We start from the raw sequence: 19,156 nt of genomic DNA, 5'->3' as shown, positions 1-19,156 counted from the left end.
TCATCCCCCAAGGTGTGCCAGGAGATCGTCTCCGGACGGGTACGGGCTCTCCCGCGGCAGCAGCCGGGTCGCGGAGTCCAGGTCACGATCCCTGACGAGCGCGTGGATCTCGTGGGCGAGTGGTGTCACATCGCTGATGGAGACGATCCACTCGTCCGCGTAACGCCGGACGGCCTCACCGGAGAGCCCGAGTTGCAGGGAGCGGTACGGCAGGGTCCGCAGGTGCAGATCGCGCTCGGGGTCCCACTGGACGCGGGCCGGTGCGCGCTTGACCTGACGCTGCCAGGTGCCGCGATCCGGGTGCAATCCGCGCACGTAGTGCGAGAGGCATGAGTGGCGCAGTGCCCACTCGAAGCCGTCACGGGTGATCTCGACGGCGAGGACGGTCTCCTGTCCCGTCTTGGCGCCCCAGCCGCAGCGGTACATCATCCACAGGAACGACGGCTTGATCCACGTCATCCGATCCCGCTTCCATGCCGCGGGGAAGCGGCCCTCGCGCGCCGCGGGCAGCCCGATGTCCGGGGCGTACGCCTGGTAGACGGTGATCGTGGACGCCGTATGGAGAGCGCGGATCCGGTGTCGTGGTTCTTCCATGGCGTCGATAGTGAAGCCGACCGATTCCGGTCGGCCAATCATTTTCGAGCCTCTTGGACCGCGGGAAGCTTGTGCGCGTCAGTCGGGCGCGCCATCCGGGTCGTGGCGCAGGAGGCCCCTGCGCAGCAGGGCGGCGACCGAGTCGTCCCAGCGTCGCAGCTGGTCGCCGGTGGCGAGCGGCTCGGGCAGATGGCGGTCGATCTGGGCGCGGAGGATGACGGTGCCGATGACGAGGATGAGTGGATTCAGCACGGCCCAGGTGCGGTCGGTCCCGGGTGAGAGCAGGCCGTGGTCGGCGAGCTGGTCCCATTGGGCGGCGCTGACGGTGACGAGGCCGTCGAAGATCACGGAGGCGATCGCGTCGCCGTCGACCATGGCGCGGCCCACGTAGCCGACCACCTCGGGGTGGTCGGTCATGATCGAGGTGACGCGGTGGCCGAGTTCGGCGAGCGAGTCCTCCGGCGGCGCGGGCAGCGGCGTGGAGGCGACCGCCTCGCCGACGACCCGCAGGACATGGTCTTCGACGGCCGAGACCAGGCGGGCCTTGGTGCCGAAGTGATGCTGCACCAACCCGATGGACACGTCCGCGGCCTCGGCGACCGCGCGCAGTGAGGTGCCGGAGACACCGCGGGTCGCGAAGCACCTCAGGGCGGCGTCACGAATCCGGTCCACCGTCGACGGCTCGGCGGGGTCCGCTCGGAAGGGAAACAGCGACTGCGGGTCCACACGCACCACCCTAGACAATATGTTCATATCGTGCCACGGTATGGACATATTGTCGCCTTGAGGGGACGGGTGATCCTCGATGAGAGAACGGATCGAGCGGCACGGCGCACCGGGAGCCGACCGGCTCCTGCGGTGGGTCACGGTGGTGCTGGCGCTGGGCGTGGGCGCGCACGGCATCGACCACATGGTCGTCCGGGGCATGGCGGCCTCGCCCGCACCGGTCATCGTCGGTGGCTACATCCAGGCCGGGTTCGTCCTCATCGCGATGGCCATGGTGCTGACGCGCCGGCGGCGGGCACCGGAAGCGGCGGCCGCCGCCGGGTTCGGCAGCGCGGCCCTGTTCGTCTACGCCCACGCCCTGCCGTCGGTGTGGCATGGCTACAGCGACAGTTTCGTCTCGCCGCCGCACACGGGTGTGAGCTGGTACTCGTGGGTGACCGCGGTCGCCGAGATCGGCGCCGGCGTCGTGGCAGGGGTCGCGGGTGTCCGTGCATCCAGGAACAGGGGCGCGACGGCCGAGCGGCCCACCGTCGTGGTCGAGCGGACCATCGCCGCGCCCCCGGAGGCGTTGTACGAGCTGGTCGGCGAGGTGAGCGGGATGGCGCGCTGGAGCCCGGAGACGGTCCGGTGCCGATGGCTTCCTCCGGCGACCGGTCCGGCCGTCGGTGCCCGTTTCCGGGGGACGAACCGGCAGGGCCGGCGCCGCTGGTCCACGACGTGCACGGTCGTCGCCGCCGAGCACGGGCGGCGGTTCGGGTTCGAGGTCCGCCTCGGCCGGCGGCCGTTCTCGCGCTGGCTGTACACCTTCGAGGCCCGAGGCGCGGGTTGCCGGGTCGCCGAGACGTGGACGGATCTGCGACCGGCCTGGATGCTCCCGCTCTCGTGGGTGATCTCGGGCGTGACGGATCGCACCGGCCACAACCGCGCCGGCATGGAGGCGACCCTGGCGGCACTGGCGCTCGCCGCCGAGCGATCCGAGGCGGGGCGGGCATGACCGCGGCGCTGGTGCTGGGCGGCTACGGTGCGGTCGGCCGCGAGGTCGTGGCGCGGCTCCGGCAGGGCGGGGACACCGCGGTCGTGGCCGGCCGCGACGCCGCCCGCGCCGACCGGCCCGTCGACCTGACCGAGACCGGGTCCTACCTTGCCGCGTTGGCCGGAATCGACGTCGTGGTCAACGCCTCGGGCGTGGAGGACCCGCGGCTGGCAGAGCTCGCGGCGACGCGAGGGGTCGCGTTCGTCGACATCACGGCAACGGCCTCCTATGTCGCCGCACTGGAACGGCTGGACCCGCCGCGGCCGGTGCTCGTCAGTGTCGGTCTCGCTCCCGGGCTGACCAACCTGCTCGCCACCGCCGTGCACGAGAGCGCACCCGGCCCGGTCGACCTGGCGGTCCTGCTCGGGGCCGGCGAGCGGCACGGCGCCGCGTCGACCGAGTGGACCTACCGGTTGCTCGGACGGCGTTTCCACGCCCACGGCACCACGATCCGCAACTTCACCCGGCCCGCGCTCTTCGACCTGCCCGGGCACGGCCGCCGGCGACTCCACCGGCTGGACTTCTCCGACCAGCACACGCTCAGCCGGGACCTGGACGCGAGGGTGCGGACCTACTTCGGGCTCGACTCACAGCCGGCGAGCGCGGCGCTGGCCGTACTGACCTGGATTCCCGGCGCTTCCCGCGCTCCGCGCGGTCTGCACCTGCCGGGCGGCGACGACTGGCTCATCCTGGCCCGAGGCCACGACGGCACCACACGATGGGCCCGAGGCCGCAACCAGTCCCACGGCACGGCGGTCATGACGGCGCTCGCCGCCCGCACGGCGGCCGGGCTGCCACCTGGAACACACCATCTCCACCACGTGCTCACACTCCGCGACCTGCCCTCCGGCCAGGGAATCGAGCTCGCACCAGAGAGGTGAGGCACCCGCCGAGCCGCGGGCGTGCTGTACCGCGTGCACAGTACGGGCCCTTGAGTTGTGCGCCAATACACTCTTCTCCACGTCATTTTGTGCGTCCATTGACCACTATTTCGTCGCAGGGGATGCTTCGGGGGCTGCCGATCTTTTTTCGGGGCGCCGTAGACGCATCGATTGCGAAGGGGCCATGAAATGGCGCGATCACCTCTCGCCGACGTCGCATGGGGATACATGCCCGCTCAGATCCTCCACGCCGCCGCCGAGCTCGGGCTCGTCGAGCTGCTGGCATCGGGGCCGCGGTCCAGTGAGGAGCTGGCCGCCGAGACCAGGACGCATGGACCGTCGCTTCTGAGGCTGTTGCGCGGCCTCGTGTCGCTGGGCCTGCTGACCCAGACCGCGCCCGACCGGTTCGAGCTCACCGAGCTGGGCGGTCACCTTCGCAAGGACGCGCCCGACACGGTCCGCAGTGTCGTCATGTTCCTGTGCTCCGCCGGGCCGTGGTCGTCGTGGGGTGACGTCCTGCACAGCCTGCGCACGGGCGAGACGGCGTTCGAGCACAACTACGGAAAGCAGGCGTTCGAATACCTCGCCGAGCACCCCGAGGAGGCCGAGAAGCTGAACGGCGCGATGGGGCAGATGACCCGCGACACGGCCCGCGGGATCATCGCCGGGTACGACTTCTCGCCATTGCGCACGGTGGTCGACGTGGGCGGCGGCAATGGCACGTTCGTCGCCGAGATCCTGCGGGCCGCGCCGAAGGTGAAGGGCGTGGTGTTCGACATGCCGACCGGAGTGTCCGAGGCGGCGGCGACCCTCGAGGCCGCCGGTGTCGCCGACCGGGGCACCGTCGTCTCCGGCAGCTTCTTCCAGTCGGTGCCGGAAGGCGCGGACGCCTACGTGCTGAAGCTCGTGCTGCACGACTGGGACGACGAGAAGGCACTGAAGATCCTGCGCAACATCCGGGAGGTGATCGAGCCGGGCGGCCGGCTGCTGGTGTTCGAGCGGCTCGTCCCCGACATCGTCACGGAAGACCACAAGCGGGCCCTGCTGGCCGACCTGCTCATGCTCGTGCTGACCGGCGGCCGCGAGCGCACCGAGGCCGAGTATCGTGACCTGTTCGCCAAGGCCGGCTTCACCCTGGAGTCGGCCACCGGCCCGCTGGGAAACCTCGGTTTCACACGCCTGGAGGCCGTCCCGTCCTAGAACCACCCTGTGACCGAGTGATCGACGTGTATGACCGATCACCATCCCGGCGGGAGCTCTTGAGGCTTTCGGGTCCACCACCAACGGCACTCCCGGCCCTCGGCCAGAGGACGCCAGTAGCCGGCGAGTTCTGCTCCTCCGTCGTCCACGGTCACGGCCGAATACCGGCCGTCAAGGCGGGCGACGACGCGACGCACCTTCTCCTTGAGCCCGGTCGGCATCGTATCGAGATATTCCTCGATCGCGTCACGTACCGTCAGGTCGTTGAGATACTCGTAGACCATGTAGTAATCCGTACGCGGCCAGCCCTGCTCCATGCGCCGGATCAACAGGCACCACGTGCGCAGGCAGGCGAAGACGCCATAGAGCGGCTCGGTCATCTGCGCGGCGGTGGCAGTGCCGACTCCGGATTGCTCGACCTTGAGGCGTTGCAGGTCGAGCATGCCGATCGTCGAGCGTTCTTCCGGGCTCAGGCCGCGCGACAATGACGCGAGTTCGGGGAACGCTTCCAGGCCCATCCGCCGGCCGGCGCGACTCCCGTCGGGCAGGAGAGGCCGGTGCCGCCCAGGATGCCTCGCCATGTAACCCCAAAAGAACTGAAGTTCGCCAACTAAGAATGTGCTCGGCAAGTTAGCACCCGACACCCGCAAACTCAGTCGAGCGGCTCAAACCTACCGACATCGACCGCGCGGTGGAGCCAGGGCTGTCAGCCGTCCGCAGGTGCGGTGCCCGTGGGACATGAACCACCGAACAACTGGTCACCTATAGCGGCGCGGGGGGTCTGTGCGTCCACGGTCCCGGCCCGCCCACCGCAGGCCGGGACCGTGGACGGCCCGCACGTGCCGCACCGCACCGGGTCGGGGTCCAGCCCGAACGAACGTCCGCACGCAAGGTGCCGGGCAGCGGCTTCTACGCGGGATGCCGTTCGGGCTGGAAGGTGCCCACGGCGCCGGCTGACTCCTGCGGTCGCCCCTCCGGGGTGCCCTACGGCCATCGACCGGCCCCTTCCCGGTAGTTGAACGGGGAAGCCGCGGCCCTCACGCGGTCACGGACGGCGGGTTGGGGTTCAAGTCACTCGCCGCCCGGATACCGCGATACGAGGGGTTGGGGGCTCGCGCTGCCGCCCCTGCTTCCGTTCCTCGGACCGTGAACGGTCCTGCGGTACGGGTCAGGGTTGCCCTCGAATCATCCGCTGTGGCCTTCAACCACCCGGCAACAGTCACAGCATTCCGCGTCCACGGCATCGAGGGCACGTCCTCCATTCCGTCCGTGCAGGCGCCGCCTTCTTGCTGTGCCCCGAATGCTTGGCATGCCTGACGTGCTTGATCCGGCCCGACCCTCCACAGGAACCGCACCGGGTCCCTTGCTTGCCCTTGTCGCCCAACCGCCGCCCTTCCTCCCGCTCGTGACGCTCAGGTTGAGCGGGGCCAGGGCCAGCCCGCAGGCTTCTTGAGCGCGTAACGCAGTTCGCCGGGGTTGATCGCTTCCACCAGCCGAGGCCCATCCCGCAGCGGGACGAGCGCCCACCACGAGCCGGTTGCCTGCCCGTACCAGGCCCACACGCCGGGAAACTGCTCCTGGATCACGTCGGTCACCGGCCGCCCGTCCAGCACGCCGGGCAACACCACCTCAGGGCCGGTCATCGGCCGCCCCGTCCGTCCCCTCCACGAACGGGACCGCCAGCACACGCGCAATCCGCTCCGCCGCCGTCTCCACCTCCGACACCGGGCACAGCGGCTCCAGTTCCGCAGGCGAGTTCCGCTCAGCCCCCGACCAGGCCCACAGCCACCACAGCGACCCGCCCAGCGGACGACACACCACCTCCTGCTGGAGACGCGGACTCAGCGCCTGCCCACGCGGATCGTCGGTGTCCGGATCCCCCGCCGGGTTGCGGGCCCGCACCACACCATGCCCCCACGCCTCAGCGACCAGGCCACGTCCCTCCAACGCAGCGACCAGCGCCAACGCTGCAACCTGCCAGGCAGGTCGGGGGGCGTCGCTGCGTCCCTGCTCTCCACCGGTTGTCGTCGTGTCGATGCTCATGGACTCTCCCGCTCACCATCGGTGTCTGATTCGGGCGTGGAGAGTGACCCTAGGAACGCCGGACGCTGGCGACCCGTACCTGTGTGAAGGGAAAGAACCCGTACTTCAGTGCGGGTTACACGACCCCGGCGCGCTGTGCCAAGCCACGCAGTTCCGGAGTGCTGGCTTGATGCTCGCGACGCACCAGTTCAGTGAGCAGATCGTTGGTGCCAGCGTCGTACCGGACGAGTTCAGGCGAAAGCCTCTCGGCCTTGAGCAGCGTGTTCACGGCCGCCGCGTCCTTACGCTGGAGAGCGTAGGCCCGCGCCAAGTCGATGGAGACCTGTGCGCGACGGCCGAGTAGACCAGGGCCGAGGTGTTCGACGTCCAACGGCTCACCGCGCTTGAGAGCGAGCTTGGCATCCCCGAACGAGACGGCCGCCGACACCTCATGGATGAGGACGTTGGTCGGGCCGAACGCCGACCAGAAGTCGTTGCGATCACCGCCGAGCTCGGCCGCGATCACACGCGCGGAAGCGAGATGCCTGTCCACGGCCGCGCGATCGAACCGGGCGGCCGCCGCCGTGACCGCGACGAGGCAGAGCCCACCCTGGACGGAGAGCACAAGCGGGAACGGCCGACGCACCGACGCGGCAAGGGCATCGCGCGAGCGGACGGCCAAGTCCTCAGCCTCACGTGCGCGCTTCTGACGGATCAGCACGTACCCGAGCCGGTAGGCGCTGACTGCGGCCAGGAGGGGACGATCACCCATCTGAGCCGCCGACAAGGAGCGGTCCGCCGCCGTCCAAGCAAGATCAGCCTCACCGACCCGGTTCAGGGTCATGGTCGCCGAGTGGTAGACCAGCGAGCACAGGGTGAAAGCCGCGCGCTTCTCATCACCTTTCATGCTCCGGCACGCCCGTTCCGCTGCCAGGATCAATCCCGGCAAGAGCCGCCCCGCTTCGTCGTAGCGGGTGGCCTGATACGCCCGGTTCGTACGCCTCAGCTCATGGCCAAGCCAGGTCAGGCGGGGACGTTGGTCATTGGCCGAACGCGAATTGATCACGTCTGGAAGCGTCTCGTACTGGAGCATCGCCTCCCGAATGGTTGCCGATCCCTCGTACTTCGCCATGTCAGCACCCGTGTCTTCGCTGGTGAGCTGGTTAATGTCCACGTCGAGCACCTCGGCCAGGCGGACGAGCACCGAGTGACTGTCGATCGACCGCCGCCCGCGTTCGACTTGGCTCAGCCAGCTTTCCGACCGTCCGATCAGACCCGCGACCACCACTTGGGACAGCCCGCGGCGCCGACGCTGCCGAGCGATCCGACGTCCGATCTCCGCGCGAGCGTCCACGGCCCATGTCCTTTCAGGAGGTCAACCGTCGAGGGTGCTGTCCAGCTCTGTGAGGATCCGCTCCCAGCGTGGCATGCGCGCGTTCGGAGGCGCAGCCGGATCGAACAGCACTCGCACCCCTGCCCCGCGTAGGGTCTCGACGCTGCGGGCGAAGGCCGGATGACGGGCAAGAGCGTCCTTGAGCAGGGGTGCGGCCACGATCGGCACGCCGAAACCCATCAGCTCACACAGCAGGCCCACGGCGAACGTGTCGGCGAAGCCCGCGGCCCACTTGTTGATCGTGTTGAACGTCGCCGGAGCGACCACCACCGCGTCAGCACCAGGCAACTCGTTCGGCTCATTCGGCATGCGGAACTCGCTCCGCACCGGTTGCCCTGTCACCTCCGCCAGATGGGCGGCATCGACGAACCGCAGGCCCATCGGGGTGGCGATCACGCAAACCCGCCATCCCGCGTCCCGCGCCAGCAGGGTGAACGTCTCAGCGTCATACGCCGCCGGGGCGGCGCAGACTACGAAGTAGAGGACCCCTCGCGAGGTCACGCCTTACTCGGCGGAAGCTACGCCGACCGGGCAGGACAAGCCCGTTCCGCCGAGGCCGCAGTAGCCGTTCGGGTTTTTATTGCTTGATAGATACTGCTGGTGGTAGTCCTCGGCGAAGTAGTAGTCGGTGGCCTGGGTGATCTCGGTGGTGATGGGGCCGTGGCCGGCTTCGGTGAGGACCTTCTGGTACGCGTCGCGGGACGCCTCGGCCTGCTTGCGCTGGGCGTCGTCGCGGTAGAAGACCGCCGAGCGGTACTGGGTGCCGACGTCGTTGCCCTGGCGCATGCCCTGGGTGGGGTCGTGGGCCTCCCAGAAGACGCGCAGCAGCTGCTCGTAGGACACCTTGGCGGGGTCGTAGACGACGCGGACGGCCTCGGTGTGGCCGGTCAGGCCGCTGCAGACCTCCTCGTAGGTGGGGTTGGGCGTGTAGCCGCCCTCGTAGCCGACGCTGGTGGACAGGACGCCGGGGGTCTGCCAGAACTTGCGTTCGGCGCCCCAGAAGCAGCCGAGTCCGAACTCGGCGATCTCGGCGCCGTCGGGGTAGGGCGGGGCCAGGGGCGCGTCGAGGACCTCGTGCCGCGGGGGCACTCGGATCGGCTCTTCACGTCCGGGCAGGGCCTTCTCTGGAGAGACCATCTGGGTCTTCGCGAAGAACATGCCCCCAGGCTACGCCGTGGAGGGCGACATCAGCGTGTACGGATTTGGGTGATTACCTCCTGCTAACGTGGCGTGCGTGGCTGAGCGGCGGGGGATCGTGTACGGGGTCGCGGCCTACGTGATCTGGGGGCTGTTCCCGCTGTACTGGCCCCTGCTGAAGCCGTCCGGGGCGACGGAGATCCTGGCGCACCGGATCATGTGGTCGCTGGTGGCCGTGCTGGTGATGCTGGCGGCCGGACGGCGGTGGATCCGGGGGCTGTCGTGGCGGCGGGCCGGGCTGCTGGCGGCGGCCGCGGTGATGATCACGCTGAACTGGGGCGTCTACATCTACGCCGTCAACAGCGGTCACACCCTGGACGCGGCGCTGGGCTACTTCATCAACCCGCTGATCAGCGTGCTGCTCGGCGTGGTCGTCTTCCGGGAGCGGCTGCGCAGGTGGCAGTGGGCGTCGGTGGGGCTGGGCGGGGCCGCGGTGGTGGTGCTCGGCGCCGGGCACGGGCGGCTGCCGTGGATCGCGCTGGTGCTGGCCTTGGCGTTCGGTACTTACGGGTTGCTGAAGAAGTTCGCGGACACGCCGTCGCTGGAGAGCCTGGCGGTGGAGACCGCGGTGATGTTCCTGCCCGCGCTGGGCTTCGCGGTGGCCCTGGGGGTCCAGGGGGAGGCGGAGTTCGGGCACAACGGCCTGGTGCACGCGGCGCTGGTGGCGGGCGGCGGGTTCGTCACGGCGATCCCGCTGCTGCTGTTCAACGGGGCGGCCATCCGGCTGCCGCTGAGCGTGATCGGCATGCTCCAGTACCTGACGCCGGTGCTGCAGTTCCTCATCGGCCTGCTGGTGCACCACGAGGACATGCCCGCCGACCGGTGGGCCGGGTTCGTGCTGGTGTGGGCGGCTCTGGTGGTGCTGTCGGCGGACGGGCTGCGGGCCCGGCGGCGGCCGGTCCCGGTCACCGAGGGAGATCATCGAACTTCACCGGGTTTCGGGACATCGCTAGAGGAGGGAACCGCAAGGCACTAAAGTGCCGGAGGTCACACCCCTCGTCCCCCTTCGCCCCGAGGAGTCCGGTTGCGCCTGCTCAGTGTCACCGCGGTGGGGGCGATCGTCGTGGCCGCCGGGCTGGCGGCCCCCGCTTCGGGCGAAGAGGCCGCCGCGGGCGACGGGGTGCGGGTCGAACCGCAGGTGGCACGGCCCGGCACCCGGGTGAAGGTGGTCGCGCCGAAGTGCGGGCGCGCGGTCGAGTCGACGGCGTTCACCGAGGCCGCGAGGCTGTCCGGGCGCACCGGCAGGGTGCATCTCAAGCGCGGGATCGGCGCCGGGACGTACCCGGTGGTGGTCCAGTGCGGGGACCGCGCGTACATGGGGCGGCTGACCGTGTCCACGGAACGCTCCTGGCCGTCACTGCTTCCGGGCGCCCTCAACCCCCAGATGGCCCGCGCCCAGGGCGAGCACTGACCCCCTTCGCGGCACGTCACTGCAGACGCACATTTACCTTCCTTCACTGACTTACCGGCTGACTGCGGTCACCATTCCCCGGTAAATCGAATAGAGATTCGATTCTCTGCGGGAGCTGGGAAAACGCCGCAGCTCAACGATTACACCAAGTGATCACACTTTGTCAGCCCTTCTCCGACTTTGATGACAAGTCGTTTGTCAGTGACTCAGATCACGCGCAATTCGGCAGATTTCCTACCAAGTAGAGCCTTGTCTGCGAAAGTTGATCATGTGATACTTCACCATAACCACCCAGACCACGCACGCTACGTAAATCCGTTCAAAACGTACGCACGCCCCGCCTGATCGCGGGCTGTCCGTGAGGAGATACGGACAGCCGCAAGGCGGCACCGACTCCACGGCAAAGGGCGGGAGTTCCACAATGTCGGCCGGTACGGCTCACCCGGCGAGCCAGGGCGCGCCCTTCCCACCGGCCCCTCCACCCGACCTCCGGCCCGGCGGCCACCGCTCCATGCCCGCCGGGCCTTCGCCATGCCAGAAAACCGGCTCGGCACCCACCTCCCGAGACTGAAGAACCTCGCAACCGACTCATGACCGACCTCATGACGCGTAGTGGATATCGGAAGAGGAGGCTTTACCATGTCCGCGACCTCCCTCGCCGCGCCGCCCCGGCGGGTGACGACCGTTCCAGTCCGGCAGGTGATTCCGGGGGTTCTCCGGGGTCCCCTGCAAATGGTCGAGGAGATCGGGCGCCGGTCCGGCGGTGATCTGACCCGGCTCAATCTGGGCACCTTCCGCCCGTACCTCGTGAGCCGTCCAGAGCACATCCAGCACATCCTGCGGGACAACGCCGCGAAGTACCGGCGCGAGGGCCTGCTGTGGAAGCCGCTGAGCCGGCTGGTCGGCGCACCGTCCGGCGCCGACCCCGCCTGGCCGCTCAAGAAGGATGCCTACTTCGCCCTGCTGACGGCGCCGAAGGTGGCGTCGTACACCGAGGACATGGCGACGGCGATCGCCGATGCCGTGGACGAGCTGGCCGAGCGGGTCCCCTCGGGGCAGACGGCGGACGCCAGCATCGAGTTCACCCGCATCGTCTACCGCGCCATCCTGCGCATCTTCGTCGGCGACCGGCTCCCCCTCTCGCGGGCCGACGAGTTCGGGGCGGCGATGATGACCGCCGCGGAGTCCTCGTTCCGGGCTCGGCTGCTGTTCCCCTACATGCCCTTCTGGTTCCCCCTTCCGGGCGACCGCGCCTTCCACCGCGCCGTCGGGGACATCGACGACATCATCCTCCCGCTCGTGCAGGCCGCGCGCCGCGAGGAGTCCGCGGGGGAGGACCTCGTCTCGACGCTGCTGCGCGCGCGAGGCGAGGACGGGCGGGTGCTGAGCGACCAGGAGGTCCGGGACGGCATCGTCGCGCTGTTCCTGGCGGGCACGGAGACGACCGTCAAGGCGCTGAGCTACCTCTGGGTCGTGCTCGACTCGCATCCCGAGGTGGCGAACGCGCTGTTCGCGGAGATCGACCAGGTGGTGGGGCAGGGCCGGCCGAGGGCCGAGCACCTCCCCGAGCTCCGCTACACCCGGATGGTCACGCACGAGCTGCTCCGGGTGTTCCCACCGGGCTGGATCCTCCCGCGGATCGCGGCCGAGGACGACGTGCTCGACGGCATCCGGATCAAGGCCGGTTCCATCGTGGTCATCAGCCCCTACCTCACCCATCGGTCGGAGGCCCACTGGCCCGACCCGCTGACCTTCGACCCGGAGCGGTTCGCACCCGAACGGGCGGATCGCCGCCACCGGTTCGCCTACCTGCCGTTCGGCGCGGGGCCGCACCAGTGCGCGGGCAGCCTGTTCTTCAGCGTGGAGTCGCAGCTCATCATCGCTTCGATGGTCAGCCGGCTGCGGCCCGAGCTGGGCAACGCGGGCGCGGTCGGAGTCGCGGCGGACCTGACGATGCGGCCGTCGGAGCCGGTCGCGCTCAAGCTGAATCCGACGAGGCGGTGATGGCCCCCGGATACTCGCTCTCGCCGGACGGCGGCGAGTTGCGCGCGGCGGTGGAACAGGGTCGCGTCTCCGCGCTGGCCGTGGAATGCCACCGTGAGCTGCAGGGCTGCATGGACACGTATCCCGACCTGTTCCCGGCGGGGCCCTTCGACACGAGGCTGCTCAACGGCGTCGCGCTGGCGAACGCCTTCGGCTCGCCCTGGGCCACCGCCGAGGGGCTGCGGATGGCGCTGCTGACCTCCATGTGGAACTTCGCCGCCGACTGGCTGGTGGACTACGTCGCCGAGACCAGGGAGGAGGTGGAGGATCTCATCCTGCGCTGCCTGGCCGTGGCGGACGGCACGTCCGACGGCGAGGACTCCTCGATCACGCGCTTCCTCGCGCACATCGTCAACGAGCTGGACACCGTGCCCGCCTTCTCCGAGAAGCGCTCGTTCTGGTGTGACCAGCTCGAACGGTGGCTGCGGGCCATGGCGCGCGAGTGGGATTGGAAGGCCGCCCTCTCCGCGGGCGACCACCGGGCGACGCCGACGTTCGAGGAGTACCTCGGCAACGCCGACAACTTCGGGACCACCTGGGTGAACCTCGCCCACTGGATCCACACCGGCGACGCCGCCACCCTCGACCACCTCGAGGAGCTGTGGGAGGCCAGCCAGGAGGTGCAGCGGGTGCTGCGCCTGCTCAACGACCTGGCCACCCACCACAGGGATCTCAGCTGGGGGGATCTCAACGCCCTCATGCTCGGCGTCGACCGGGCCGGAGTGGTCGCGCGCATCGACGAGCTCGTCGATGGTGCCCGGGCTCTCATCAAACCCCTGACCGACGCCTGTCCCTGGCCCGCCGCGTACCTGGAGCGGCAGATCGGGTTCAGCACGGGCTTCTACGGGGCCACCGACTACTGGGGTGAGCTGCGATGACCGTCGACGACGCGGCCGCCCCGGCGGAAACGGCCAGGGCGATGCCGGCGCGCGTCGACGTGGCCCGGGTCGCCGGAGAACTGATCGCCGGGCTCGTGGACGAACCCTGGGGTCAGGTCTCCCCTTCGGTCTACGAGACGGGACGGCTGGTGACCCTCGCGCCGTGGCTGGCGGGTCACGACCGGCGGGTGGAGTTCCTGCTCGCCACTCAGCGGCCCGACGGAGGCTGGGGTGCCCCGGACGGCTACGCGCTGGTCCCGACGTTGAGCGCCACCGAAGCGCTGCTGACGACGCTGCGGCGCGGCGAGCGCGGGACTCTGGACGGTCTCGGGCACGGCGGCGGGGCGCAGCGCTCCGCCCTGGCCGCGGCGGCGGATCGGGGGGTGCGGATGCTGCTGCGGACGCTGCCGGCCCTGGACGTCTCCACGATCCCGGACCTGCCGGCCACCGAGATCATCACGGCGTCCCTCGTCGAGGCCGTCAACGGGCATCTGGACGACCTGCGCCGGATGCCGCCGGCGGCGCTCGGCCACCCGGTGGGGCGCCTGCCCCTGCCCCGCGGTATCGACGACATCCGGCTCGGCATGATCCACGCCGCGCTGGACGCGGGTGTCGCGCTGCCGGAGAAGGTGCTGCACGCGCTGGAGGTGGCGGGCCGGAGGGCCCGCGGCGTCCGCACGATCCGGCCCGCCGCGACCGGAACGGTCGGGGCGTCGCCCGCCGCCACCGCGGCCTGGCTCGACGAGCGGGACGCGCGCGATCCGCGCCATCCGGCGCGGCTTTTCCTGGAGGCCGTGGTGAAGCGCCATGGCGGCCCGGTGCCGTGTGGCATTCCGATCACGGTATTCGAACGCGGCTGGGTGCTGAGCGGGCTGCTGCGGGCGGGCATCGACCCGCCCGTTCCCGCCGGGCTGGCGGAGAGTCTGCGATCCGCTCTCGGACCGGTGGGGACCCCGGCCGCGGAGGGCCTTCCGGCGGACGCCGACACCACATCCGTCGCCATCTACGCGCTCGGCCTGCTCGGCCTGAGGTATCCGCCCGACGCGCTCTGGGAGTACGAAACAGAAACGCATTTCTGCACCTGGCCCGGCGAAGACGGCTTCTCCATCAGCGTCAATGCACACATACTGGAAGCTTTCGGGCATTTTGCCGCTTCCCCGAGTCCAGCGGTCGACGCCGGCACCGCCGCGCGGTACGCCGCGACCATCCAAAAGCTCACCGCACTCCTGTGCGCCGAACAGCAGGCCGACGGCAGCTGGCTGGACAGATGGCACGCGTCACCGTACTACGCGACATGGTGCTGCACGCTGGCGCTCCAGCACTACGGCGGCCCGGGAGCCACCGATGCGGTACGCCGGGCGCGCCGTTGGGTGCTCAGCACGCAACGCCCGGACGGGTCATGGGGACGATGGGAAGGCTCCGCGGAGGAGACCGCGTACGCGTTGCAAATCCTGCTGCTGACACCGCCCGACCCCGGAGAAACCGGCGAATCCGCACCGCGCGGTTATCGGTTTCTCCTCCCTTCCGCGGACGACCTGGCCAAAGGACATGTCAGCGGTCCTGCCCTCTGGCATGACAAGGACCTCTACCTGCCGAGCGCGATTGTGCGCGGCGCCGTACTCGCGGCGCTGCATCTCGCCCAATCAGGTGCCACCAGAACGGGAGTGTGCTGAACGCCACATTTAGCACCTGCCGATAACGTCAGCCCAGCAACCAATAACGGATACCGCCCCAGATGAGAACAAAGCACATCATCCGGGGCGGCAACGTTGCTAGGGTGCTGCCGGATGCGAGGCGGCGGCACCATCGGCTGCATCGCGTCGACTCACCCACGGCTCGGTCAACCGTCACCCCCGACGGTCTGTGAGTCGCCTCTGAACTCGTTGAGGACACGTTGATGCGCTTCCGCAACTCCCGCCTGCGGACGAAGATCACTGCTCTGCTCGTCTCGCTCGTGGCACTGTGGGCCTTCGCCGCGTGGGTGACCCTGCGAGAAGGTCTGGACCTTCTCTCGGTCAACACCCTCGACCAGAACGTCACCAGGCCGGCCGTGACCCTGGTGACCGAGTTGCAGCAAGAGCGCCGGCTCTCGCTGGTCTATCTCGGCAACCCGAACAGCGCGCAGCGCCAGGCACTGCAGACGCAGCGGGGCAAGGTGGACACCGCCCGCTCCGAGTTCGTCGAGCTGGCCGGGAGCGGCGGCGTCGCGCGGTCCGCCAGCGACGCGCTGGAACAGCGGATCGAGGAAATCCGCAGCTCTCTGAACGGCCTGTCCCCGGCCCGGCGCGCGATCGACGCCCAGCAGGCCGACCGCACCTCGGCGGCCCGGCCCATCGACGCCATCATCGACGCGGCCTTCCGCATCTACGGCTCCGCCGGCAGCGTGAACGACGAGGCCCTCGCCAAGGACAGCCGCACGCTCAGCTCATTGACCCGCGCCAAGGAGATCCTCTCCCGCGAGGACGCGCTGCTGGCCGGCGCGATCGCCGCGGGCCGCATCACCTCCGCGGAGCAGGCGCAGTTCACCCAGATCGTCGGTACGCAGCGGTTCCTGCACGAAGAGGCCGCCACCGAACTCCCCGATCAGGACCGCGCCGACTACCAGCGGCTCGTCAACGGGCCGGCGTTCCAGCGGATGCGCGCCTTCGAGGACCGCATCATCCAGGGCAGGCCCGGCGCCCTGCCCCGGAGCCAGGCCCAGGAATGGCGGTCGGCGACCGAGCCCGTCCAGGACTCGCTGGAGAAGCTGGTGCTGAACGCCGGCGACCGGCTCCTCGACCGCGCCACGCCGGTGGCCGCGGGCGTCATCCTGCGGCTGGTGCTGGCCGGTGGTCTGGGCCTGCTCGCGGTCATCGCCTCGATCGTGGTGTCGATCACCACCGCGCGTGCGCTGGTCCGCCAGCTGGAACGGCTGCGCATCGCCGCCTGGGAACTGGCCGAGCACCGGCTGCCCAGCGTGGTCGAACGGCTCGGTCACGGCGAGAAGGTCGACGTCGCCGCCGAGGCCCCGCCGCTGGAGTTCGGCGCCGACGAGATCGGCCAGGTGAGCCGGGCGTTCAACGCCGTGCAGGAGACGGCGCTGCGCACCGCGGTCGAGCAGGCCGAACTGCGCCGCGGCATCCGCGACGTCCTGCTGTCCCTGGCCCGCCGCACCCAGACGCTGGTGCACCGGCAGCTGAGCCTGCTGGACCAGCTGGAGCGCCAGCCCGAGATCGACCCCAAGGACCTGCAGGAGCTGTTCCGCCTCGACCACCTGGCCACCCGCATGCGGCGGAACGCGGAGAACCTGATCGTGCTCTCCGGCGCCATCCCCGCCCGCGGCTGGCGCCGTTCGGTCCCGATGGTGGACGTCGTCCGCGCCGCCATCGGCGAGGTCGAGGACTACACCCGGGTGCAGGTGCTGCAGTTCGGCCCGGTGGAGCTGGCCGGCCGCGCGGTCGGCGACATCACCCACCTGCTGGCCGAGCTGATCGAGAACGCCGTGTCGTTCTCCCCGCCGGACACCGTCGTGCAGGTCGGCGGGCACCGCGTCGCCAGCGGCTTCGCGATCGACGTCGAGGACCGCGGCCTGGGCATGACCGACGAGAAGCTGGCCGAGGTCAACGCCCGGATCGCCGACCCGCCCGAGTTCAACCTCCAGAGCTCGGTCCAGCTCGGCCTGTTCGTGGTCGGCACGCTCGCCGAGCGCTACGGCCTCCAGGTCATGCTCAAGCGCTCGGCCTACGGCGGCACCACCGCGGTCGTCGTGATCCCCAACGAACTCATCAGGGAGGAGGGCTGGGAGGACCAGCCCAAGCCGGTCGCTCCCGGCACCACCACGGAGAACGGCCTCGAGGTGCGCCAGCCCGTTCCCGTCGGCGCCGGCGTCGGCGCGCCCGCGGAGGCGGTGTCCGGCCGTACGGGCGGCGGCAACGGCCGTCCGGGGCAGCCGTCGGTGCCCGCCCTGGTCGCCGTCCCGGACCCGTCCCCGACCATCACGGCGCCCACCGGATCGGACTCCAGAGTCGGCCTCACCAGGACCGGCGGATCGGACCTCGGAGTCGGGCCGGCAGCGCGTCCCGAACCGCCCGCCACGACTCCCCTGGAGGACCCGACACCAGTGACCGAGAGTTCCACCACTCCGTCCGGGCTGCCGGTCCGGGTGCCCCAGGCCCATCTGGTCACGCCCCTGAAGACGGAAGAACCCGTGGCAGAGCCGGACGAGCCGGAGGACGTCGGCCGTTCCCCGGAAGAGATCCAGCGCATCATGGGCGCGTACCAGCTGGGCAGTCGGCGAGGCCGAGCCGACGCGTCCAGGCCGAAGCCCAGTGATGCAGTAGAAGGCGAGGACGATCAGTGATGCAGAAGACCGGCTCGTCGGCCGACCTAGGGTGGTTGCTGAACGATCTGGTGGGGCGGCTGCCACACGCCCGGCACGCGGTGGTGCTGTCCGCGGACGGCCTGCTGATGGCCGCCTCCAAGGACCTGACGCAGGACGACGGTGAGCACCTGTCGGCGGTGGCGGCCGGCATCCAGAGCCTGGCCAAGGGGGCGAGCACCCGCTTCGGCAACGGGCCCGTCCGGCAGACGATCGTCGAGATGCAGTCGGCGTTCCTGCTGGTCATGGTGGCCGGCAAGGGCGCCTGCCTCGCGGTGCTCACCGACGAGGAGGCCGACGTGGGCCTCTCCGCCTACGAGATGGCCGTGCTGGTCTCCAGCCTGGGCCACCATCTGTCCACGCCGTCGCGTTCGGATTCGGCGGCGGTGAAGGAAGGTCGGGCCACCTGATGATGCCTCCCGAGGATTCACCGCCGGAGGAGCAGCACCTGGAGGAACCGCCCCACAGCCGGTTCCTGGACGACCACGCCGGACCGGTCGTCCGCCCCTACGTCATGACCAGCGGCCGTATCGAACCGACGCGGGGCAAGTTCGACCTCATCACCCTGGTCGTGGCCATCAGCATCTCCCCCGAGAGCTCGGTCGGCCTGGGCCCCGAGCACCGGGCGATCCTGCGGCTCTGCCAGTCGGTGATGTCGGTCGCGGAACTCACCGGCCATCTCGACCTTCCCGTCGCCACCGTGCGCGTCCTGCTCGGCGATCTCCTGGACAAGGGGTTCATCACGATGCAGGAGCCCGAGCCGGAGGCGGACATGCACGACATCAGGCTCTACAAGGCGGTGATCGATGGTCTCCGGGCCCTCTAGTCGCGACGCGAACGGCCGCAGGCTCCCCACGGCGGCCAAGATCGTCATCGCGGGCGGTTTCGGCGTGGGGAAGACCACCATGGTGGCCACGGTCTCGGAGACCCAGCCGCTGCGCACCGAGGAGATCCTCACCGACGAGAGCGTCGGCGTGGACGACATCTCGGGCGTGGAGCGCAAGAACACCACCACCGTGGCGATGGACTTCGGCCGCATCACGATGGGCGACGAGTACGTCCTGTACCTGTTCGGCACCCCCGGCCAGGAACGCTTCTGGTTCATGTGGGACGAGGTGGCGCTCGGCTCGCTGGGCGCCGTCGTGCTGGCCGACACCCGCCGGCTGTCGGACTGCTTCCCCTCGGTCGACTACTTCGAGCGCCGCGGCACCCCGTTCGTGGTGGCGGTGAACTGCTTCGAGGGCGCCCGCCAGTACGACCTCGAAGAGATCCAGCTGGCCCTGAACCTGGGCCCCAAGGTGCCGGTCATGCTGTGCGACGCCCGCAGGCTGGAGTCGTGCAAGAAGGTCCTGATCAACATGGTCATCCACGCCATGAAGGCCAGAGGCCTGACCCCCGAACCCCAGAACGCCTGACCTCGC

Annotated in this window: 20 protein-coding genes; 12 read left to right on the top strand and 8 right to left on the bottom strand. The window is 69.8% G+C overall.

Translation table 11 applies throughout. The features are described 5' to 3' along the window. Both ACZ466_RS26500 and ACZ466_RS26495 read right to left on the bottom strand, forming a co-directional pair. Complete coding sequence (locus tag ACZ466_RS26500; RefSeq protein ID WP_378288146.1) at window positions 1-594, bottom strand: DUF4291 domain-containing protein; 594 nt, start codon at window positions 592-594, stop codon at window positions 1-3. Between the two features lie 78 nt (window positions 595-672). Continuing rightward, on the bottom strand, window positions 673-1,329 hold the full coding sequence (locus ACZ466_RS26495) for a TetR/AcrR family transcriptional regulator (protein WP_378288145.1): 657 nt from the start codon (window positions 1,327-1,329) through the stop codon (window positions 673-675). Window positions 1,330-1,399: 70 nt separating this feature from the next. Between ACZ466_RS26495 and ACZ466_RS26490 the strand changes: the two genes are divergently transcribed. From ACZ466_RS26490 to ACZ466_RS26480, 3 genes are all read left to right on the top strand, one after another. Next, window positions 1,400-2,314 carry an SRPBCC family protein gene (locus tag ACZ466_RS26490; RefSeq protein ID WP_378288144.1) on the top strand — a complete coding sequence of 305 codons (915 nt, stop codon included), beginning with the start codon at window positions 1,400-1,402 and terminating at the stop codon, window positions 2,312-2,314. Beyond that, window positions 2,311-3,234: a saccharopine dehydrogenase family protein gene (locus ACZ466_RS26485; RefSeq protein ID WP_378288143.1), complete on the top strand. Its 924-nt coding sequence runs from the start codon at window positions 2,311-2,313 to the stop codon at window positions 3,232-3,234. The genes ACZ466_RS26490 and ACZ466_RS26485 overlap by 4 nt, the downstream gene beginning before the upstream one ends. A gap of 228 nt (window positions 3,235-3,462) precedes the next feature. Continuing rightward, window positions 3,463-4,434 carry a methyltransferase gene (locus ACZ466_RS26480; RefSeq protein ID WP_417281733.1) on the top strand — a complete coding sequence of 324 codons (972 nt, stop codon included), beginning with the start codon at window positions 3,463-3,465 and terminating at the stop codon, window positions 4,432-4,434. Between the two features lie 38 nt (window positions 4,435-4,472). Here ACZ466_RS26480 and ACZ466_RS26475 read toward each other — a convergent pair whose 3' ends face one another. The 6 genes from ACZ466_RS26475 to msrA all read right to left on the bottom strand — a co-directional run bounded on the left by ACZ466_RS26475 (window position 4,473) and on the right by msrA (window position 9,007). After that, window positions 4,473-4,952 (bottom strand): hypothetical protein, encoded by a 480-nt coding sequence (locus ACZ466_RS26475; RefSeq protein WP_378288141.1) that lies wholly within the window; start codon window positions 4,950-4,952, stop codon window positions 4,473-4,475. Between the two features lie 894 nt (window positions 4,953-5,846). Then, entirely contained in the window at window positions 5,847-6,077 is a 231-nt protein-coding gene (locus ACZ466_RS26470; protein ID WP_378288140.1) for a hypothetical protein, read from the bottom strand. Next, window positions 6,064-6,477, bottom strand: coding sequence for a hypothetical protein (locus ACZ466_RS26465; RefSeq protein ID WP_378288139.1), 414 nt, complete (start codon window positions 6,475-6,477; stop codon window positions 6,064-6,066). Before ACZ466_RS26465 ends, ACZ466_RS26470 begins: the two co-directional genes overlap by 14 nt. A 115-nt stretch (window positions 6,478-6,592) precedes the next feature. Continuing rightward, window positions 6,593-7,810 carry a helix-turn-helix domain-containing protein gene (locus tag ACZ466_RS26460; protein WP_378288138.1) on the bottom strand — a complete coding sequence of 406 codons (1,218 nt, stop codon included), beginning with the start codon at window positions 7,808-7,810 and terminating at the stop codon, window positions 6,593-6,595. 21 nt (window positions 7,811-7,831) lie between these two features. Next, complete coding sequence (locus tag ACZ466_RS26455; RefSeq protein WP_378288137.1) at window positions 7,832-8,350, bottom strand: flavoprotein; 519 nt, start codon at window positions 8,348-8,350, stop codon at window positions 7,832-7,834. 3 nt (window positions 8,351-8,353) lie between these two features. Further along, window positions 8,354-9,007: a peptide-methionine (S)-S-oxide reductase MsrA gene (msrA, locus tag ACZ466_RS26450; protein WP_378288136.1), complete on the bottom strand. Its 654-nt coding sequence runs from the start codon at window positions 9,005-9,007 to the stop codon at window positions 8,354-8,356. Window positions 9,008-9,083: 76 nt separating this feature from the next. On the opposite strand from msrA, the gene rarD reads away from it, so the two are divergent. The 9 genes from rarD (at window position 9,084) to ACZ466_RS26405 (ending at window position 19,150) form a co-directional block, all read left to right on the top strand. Further along, complete coding sequence (gene rarD, locus ACZ466_RS26445; protein WP_378288135.1) at window positions 9,084-10,022, top strand: EamA family transporter RarD; 939 nt, start codon at window positions 9,084-9,086, stop codon at window positions 10,020-10,022. A 48-nt stretch (window positions 10,023-10,070) separates the two neighbouring features. Beyond that, window positions 10,071-10,457 carry a hypothetical protein gene (locus ACZ466_RS26440; RefSeq protein WP_378288134.1) on the top strand — a complete coding sequence of 129 codons (387 nt, stop codon included), beginning with the start codon at window positions 10,071-10,073 and terminating at the stop codon, window positions 10,455-10,457. Between the two features lie 639 nt (window positions 10,458-11,096). Beyond that, window positions 11,097-12,461, top strand: coding sequence for a cytochrome P450 (locus tag ACZ466_RS26435; protein WP_378288133.1), 1,365 nt, complete (start codon window positions 11,097-11,099; stop codon window positions 12,459-12,461). Beyond that, the gene (locus ACZ466_RS26430; RefSeq protein WP_378288132.1) at window positions 12,461-13,378 is read left to right on the top strand and encodes a terpene synthase family protein; all 918 of its coding nucleotides are present in this window, start codon (window positions 12,461-12,463) and stop codon (window positions 13,376-13,378) included. Before ACZ466_RS26435 ends, ACZ466_RS26430 begins: the two co-directional genes overlap by 1 nt. Continuing rightward, entirely contained in the window at window positions 13,375-15,051 is a 1,677-nt protein-coding gene (locus tag ACZ466_RS26425) for a prenyltransferase/squalene oxidase repeat-containing protein (RefSeq protein WP_378288131.1), read from the top strand. Before ACZ466_RS26430 ends, ACZ466_RS26425 begins: the two co-directional genes overlap by 4 nt. 224 nt (window positions 15,052-15,275) lie before the next feature. Further along, window positions 15,276-17,717 carry a sensor histidine kinase gene (locus tag ACZ466_RS26420; protein ID WP_378288130.1) on the top strand — a complete coding sequence of 814 codons (2,442 nt, stop codon included), beginning with the start codon at window positions 15,276-15,278 and terminating at the stop codon, window positions 17,715-17,717. Next, complete coding sequence (locus ACZ466_RS26415) at window positions 17,717-18,145, top strand: roadblock/LC7 domain-containing protein (protein ID WP_378288161.1); 429 nt, start codon at window positions 17,717-17,719, stop codon at window positions 18,143-18,145. Before ACZ466_RS26420 ends, ACZ466_RS26415 begins: the two co-directional genes overlap by 1 nt. Beyond that, complete coding sequence (locus ACZ466_RS26410) at window positions 18,145-18,561, top strand: DUF742 domain-containing protein (protein ID WP_378288129.1); 417 nt, start codon at window positions 18,145-18,147, stop codon at window positions 18,559-18,561. The genes ACZ466_RS26415 and ACZ466_RS26410 overlap by 1 nt, the downstream gene beginning before the upstream one ends. Then, window positions 18,542-19,150 carry a GTP-binding protein gene (locus ACZ466_RS26405; RefSeq protein WP_378288128.1) on the top strand — a complete coding sequence of 203 codons (609 nt, stop codon included), beginning with the start codon at window positions 18,542-18,544 and terminating at the stop codon, window positions 19,148-19,150. Before ACZ466_RS26410 ends, ACZ466_RS26405 begins: the two co-directional genes overlap by 20 nt. Window positions 19,151-19,156: the final 6 nt, after the last annotated feature.

It is taken from the genome of Actinomadura rugatobispora (assembly GCF_055379765.1).
This window is presented reverse-complemented; position numbering and strand designations above follow the sequence as displayed.

Bases quoted from the DNA above. Each gene is read 5' to 3' on its own strand.
- ACZ466_RS26500 (WP_378288146.1), bottom strand. From the start codon at position 594: ATGGAAGAACCACGACACCGGATCCGCGCTCTCCATACGGCGTCCACG.
- ACZ466_RS26490 (WP_378288144.1), top strand. From the start codon at position 1,400: ATGAGAGAACGGATCGAGCGGCACGGCGCACCGGGAGCCGACCGGCTC.
- ACZ466_RS26485 (WP_378288143.1), top strand. From the start codon at position 2,311: ATGACCGCGGCGCTGGTGCTGGGCGGCTACGGTGCGGTCGGCCGCGAG.
- ACZ466_RS26480 (WP_417281733.1), top strand. From the start codon at position 3,463: ATGCCCGCTCAGATCCTCCACGCCGCCGCCGAGCTCGGGCTCGTCGAG.
- ACZ466_RS26475 (WP_378288141.1), bottom strand. From the start codon at position 4,952: ATGGGCCTGGAAGCGTTCCCCGAACTCGCGTCATTGTCGCGCGGCCTG.
- ACZ466_RS26470 (WP_378288140.1), bottom strand. From the start codon at position 6,077: ATGACCGGCCCTGAGGTGGTGTTGCCCGGCGTGCTGGACGGGCGGCCG.
- ACZ466_RS26465 (WP_378288139.1), bottom strand. From the start codon at position 6,477: ATGAGCATCGACACGACGACAACCGGTGGAGAGCAGGGACGCAGCGAC.
- msrA (WP_378288136.1), bottom strand. From the start codon at position 9,007: ATGTTCTTCGCGAAGACCCAGATGGTCTCTCCAGAGAAGGCCCTGCCC.
- ACZ466_RS26435 (WP_378288133.1), top strand. From the start codon at position 11,097: ATGTCCGCGACCTCCCTCGCCGCGCCGCCCCGGCGGGTGACGACCGTT.
- ACZ466_RS26430 (WP_378288132.1), top strand. From the start codon at position 12,461: ATGGCCCCCGGATACTCGCTCTCGCCGGACGGCGGCGAGTTGCGCGCG.
- ACZ466_RS26425 (WP_378288131.1), top strand. From the start codon at position 13,375: ATGACCGTCGACGACGCGGCCGCCCCGGCGGAAACGGCCAGGGCGATG.
- ACZ466_RS26420 (WP_378288130.1), top strand. From the start codon at position 15,276: ATGCGCTTCCGCAACTCCCGCCTGCGGACGAAGATCACTGCTCTGCTC.
- ACZ466_RS26415 (WP_378288161.1), top strand. From the start codon at position 17,717: ATGCAGAAGACCGGCTCGTCGGCCGACCTAGGGTGGTTGCTGAACGAT.
- ACZ466_RS26410 (WP_378288129.1), top strand. From the start codon at position 18,145: ATGATGCCTCCCGAGGATTCACCGCCGGAGGAGCAGCACCTGGAGGAA.
- ACZ466_RS26405 (WP_378288128.1), top strand. From the start codon at position 18,542: ATGGTCTCCGGGCCCTCTAGTCGCGACGCGAACGGCCGCAGGCTCCCC.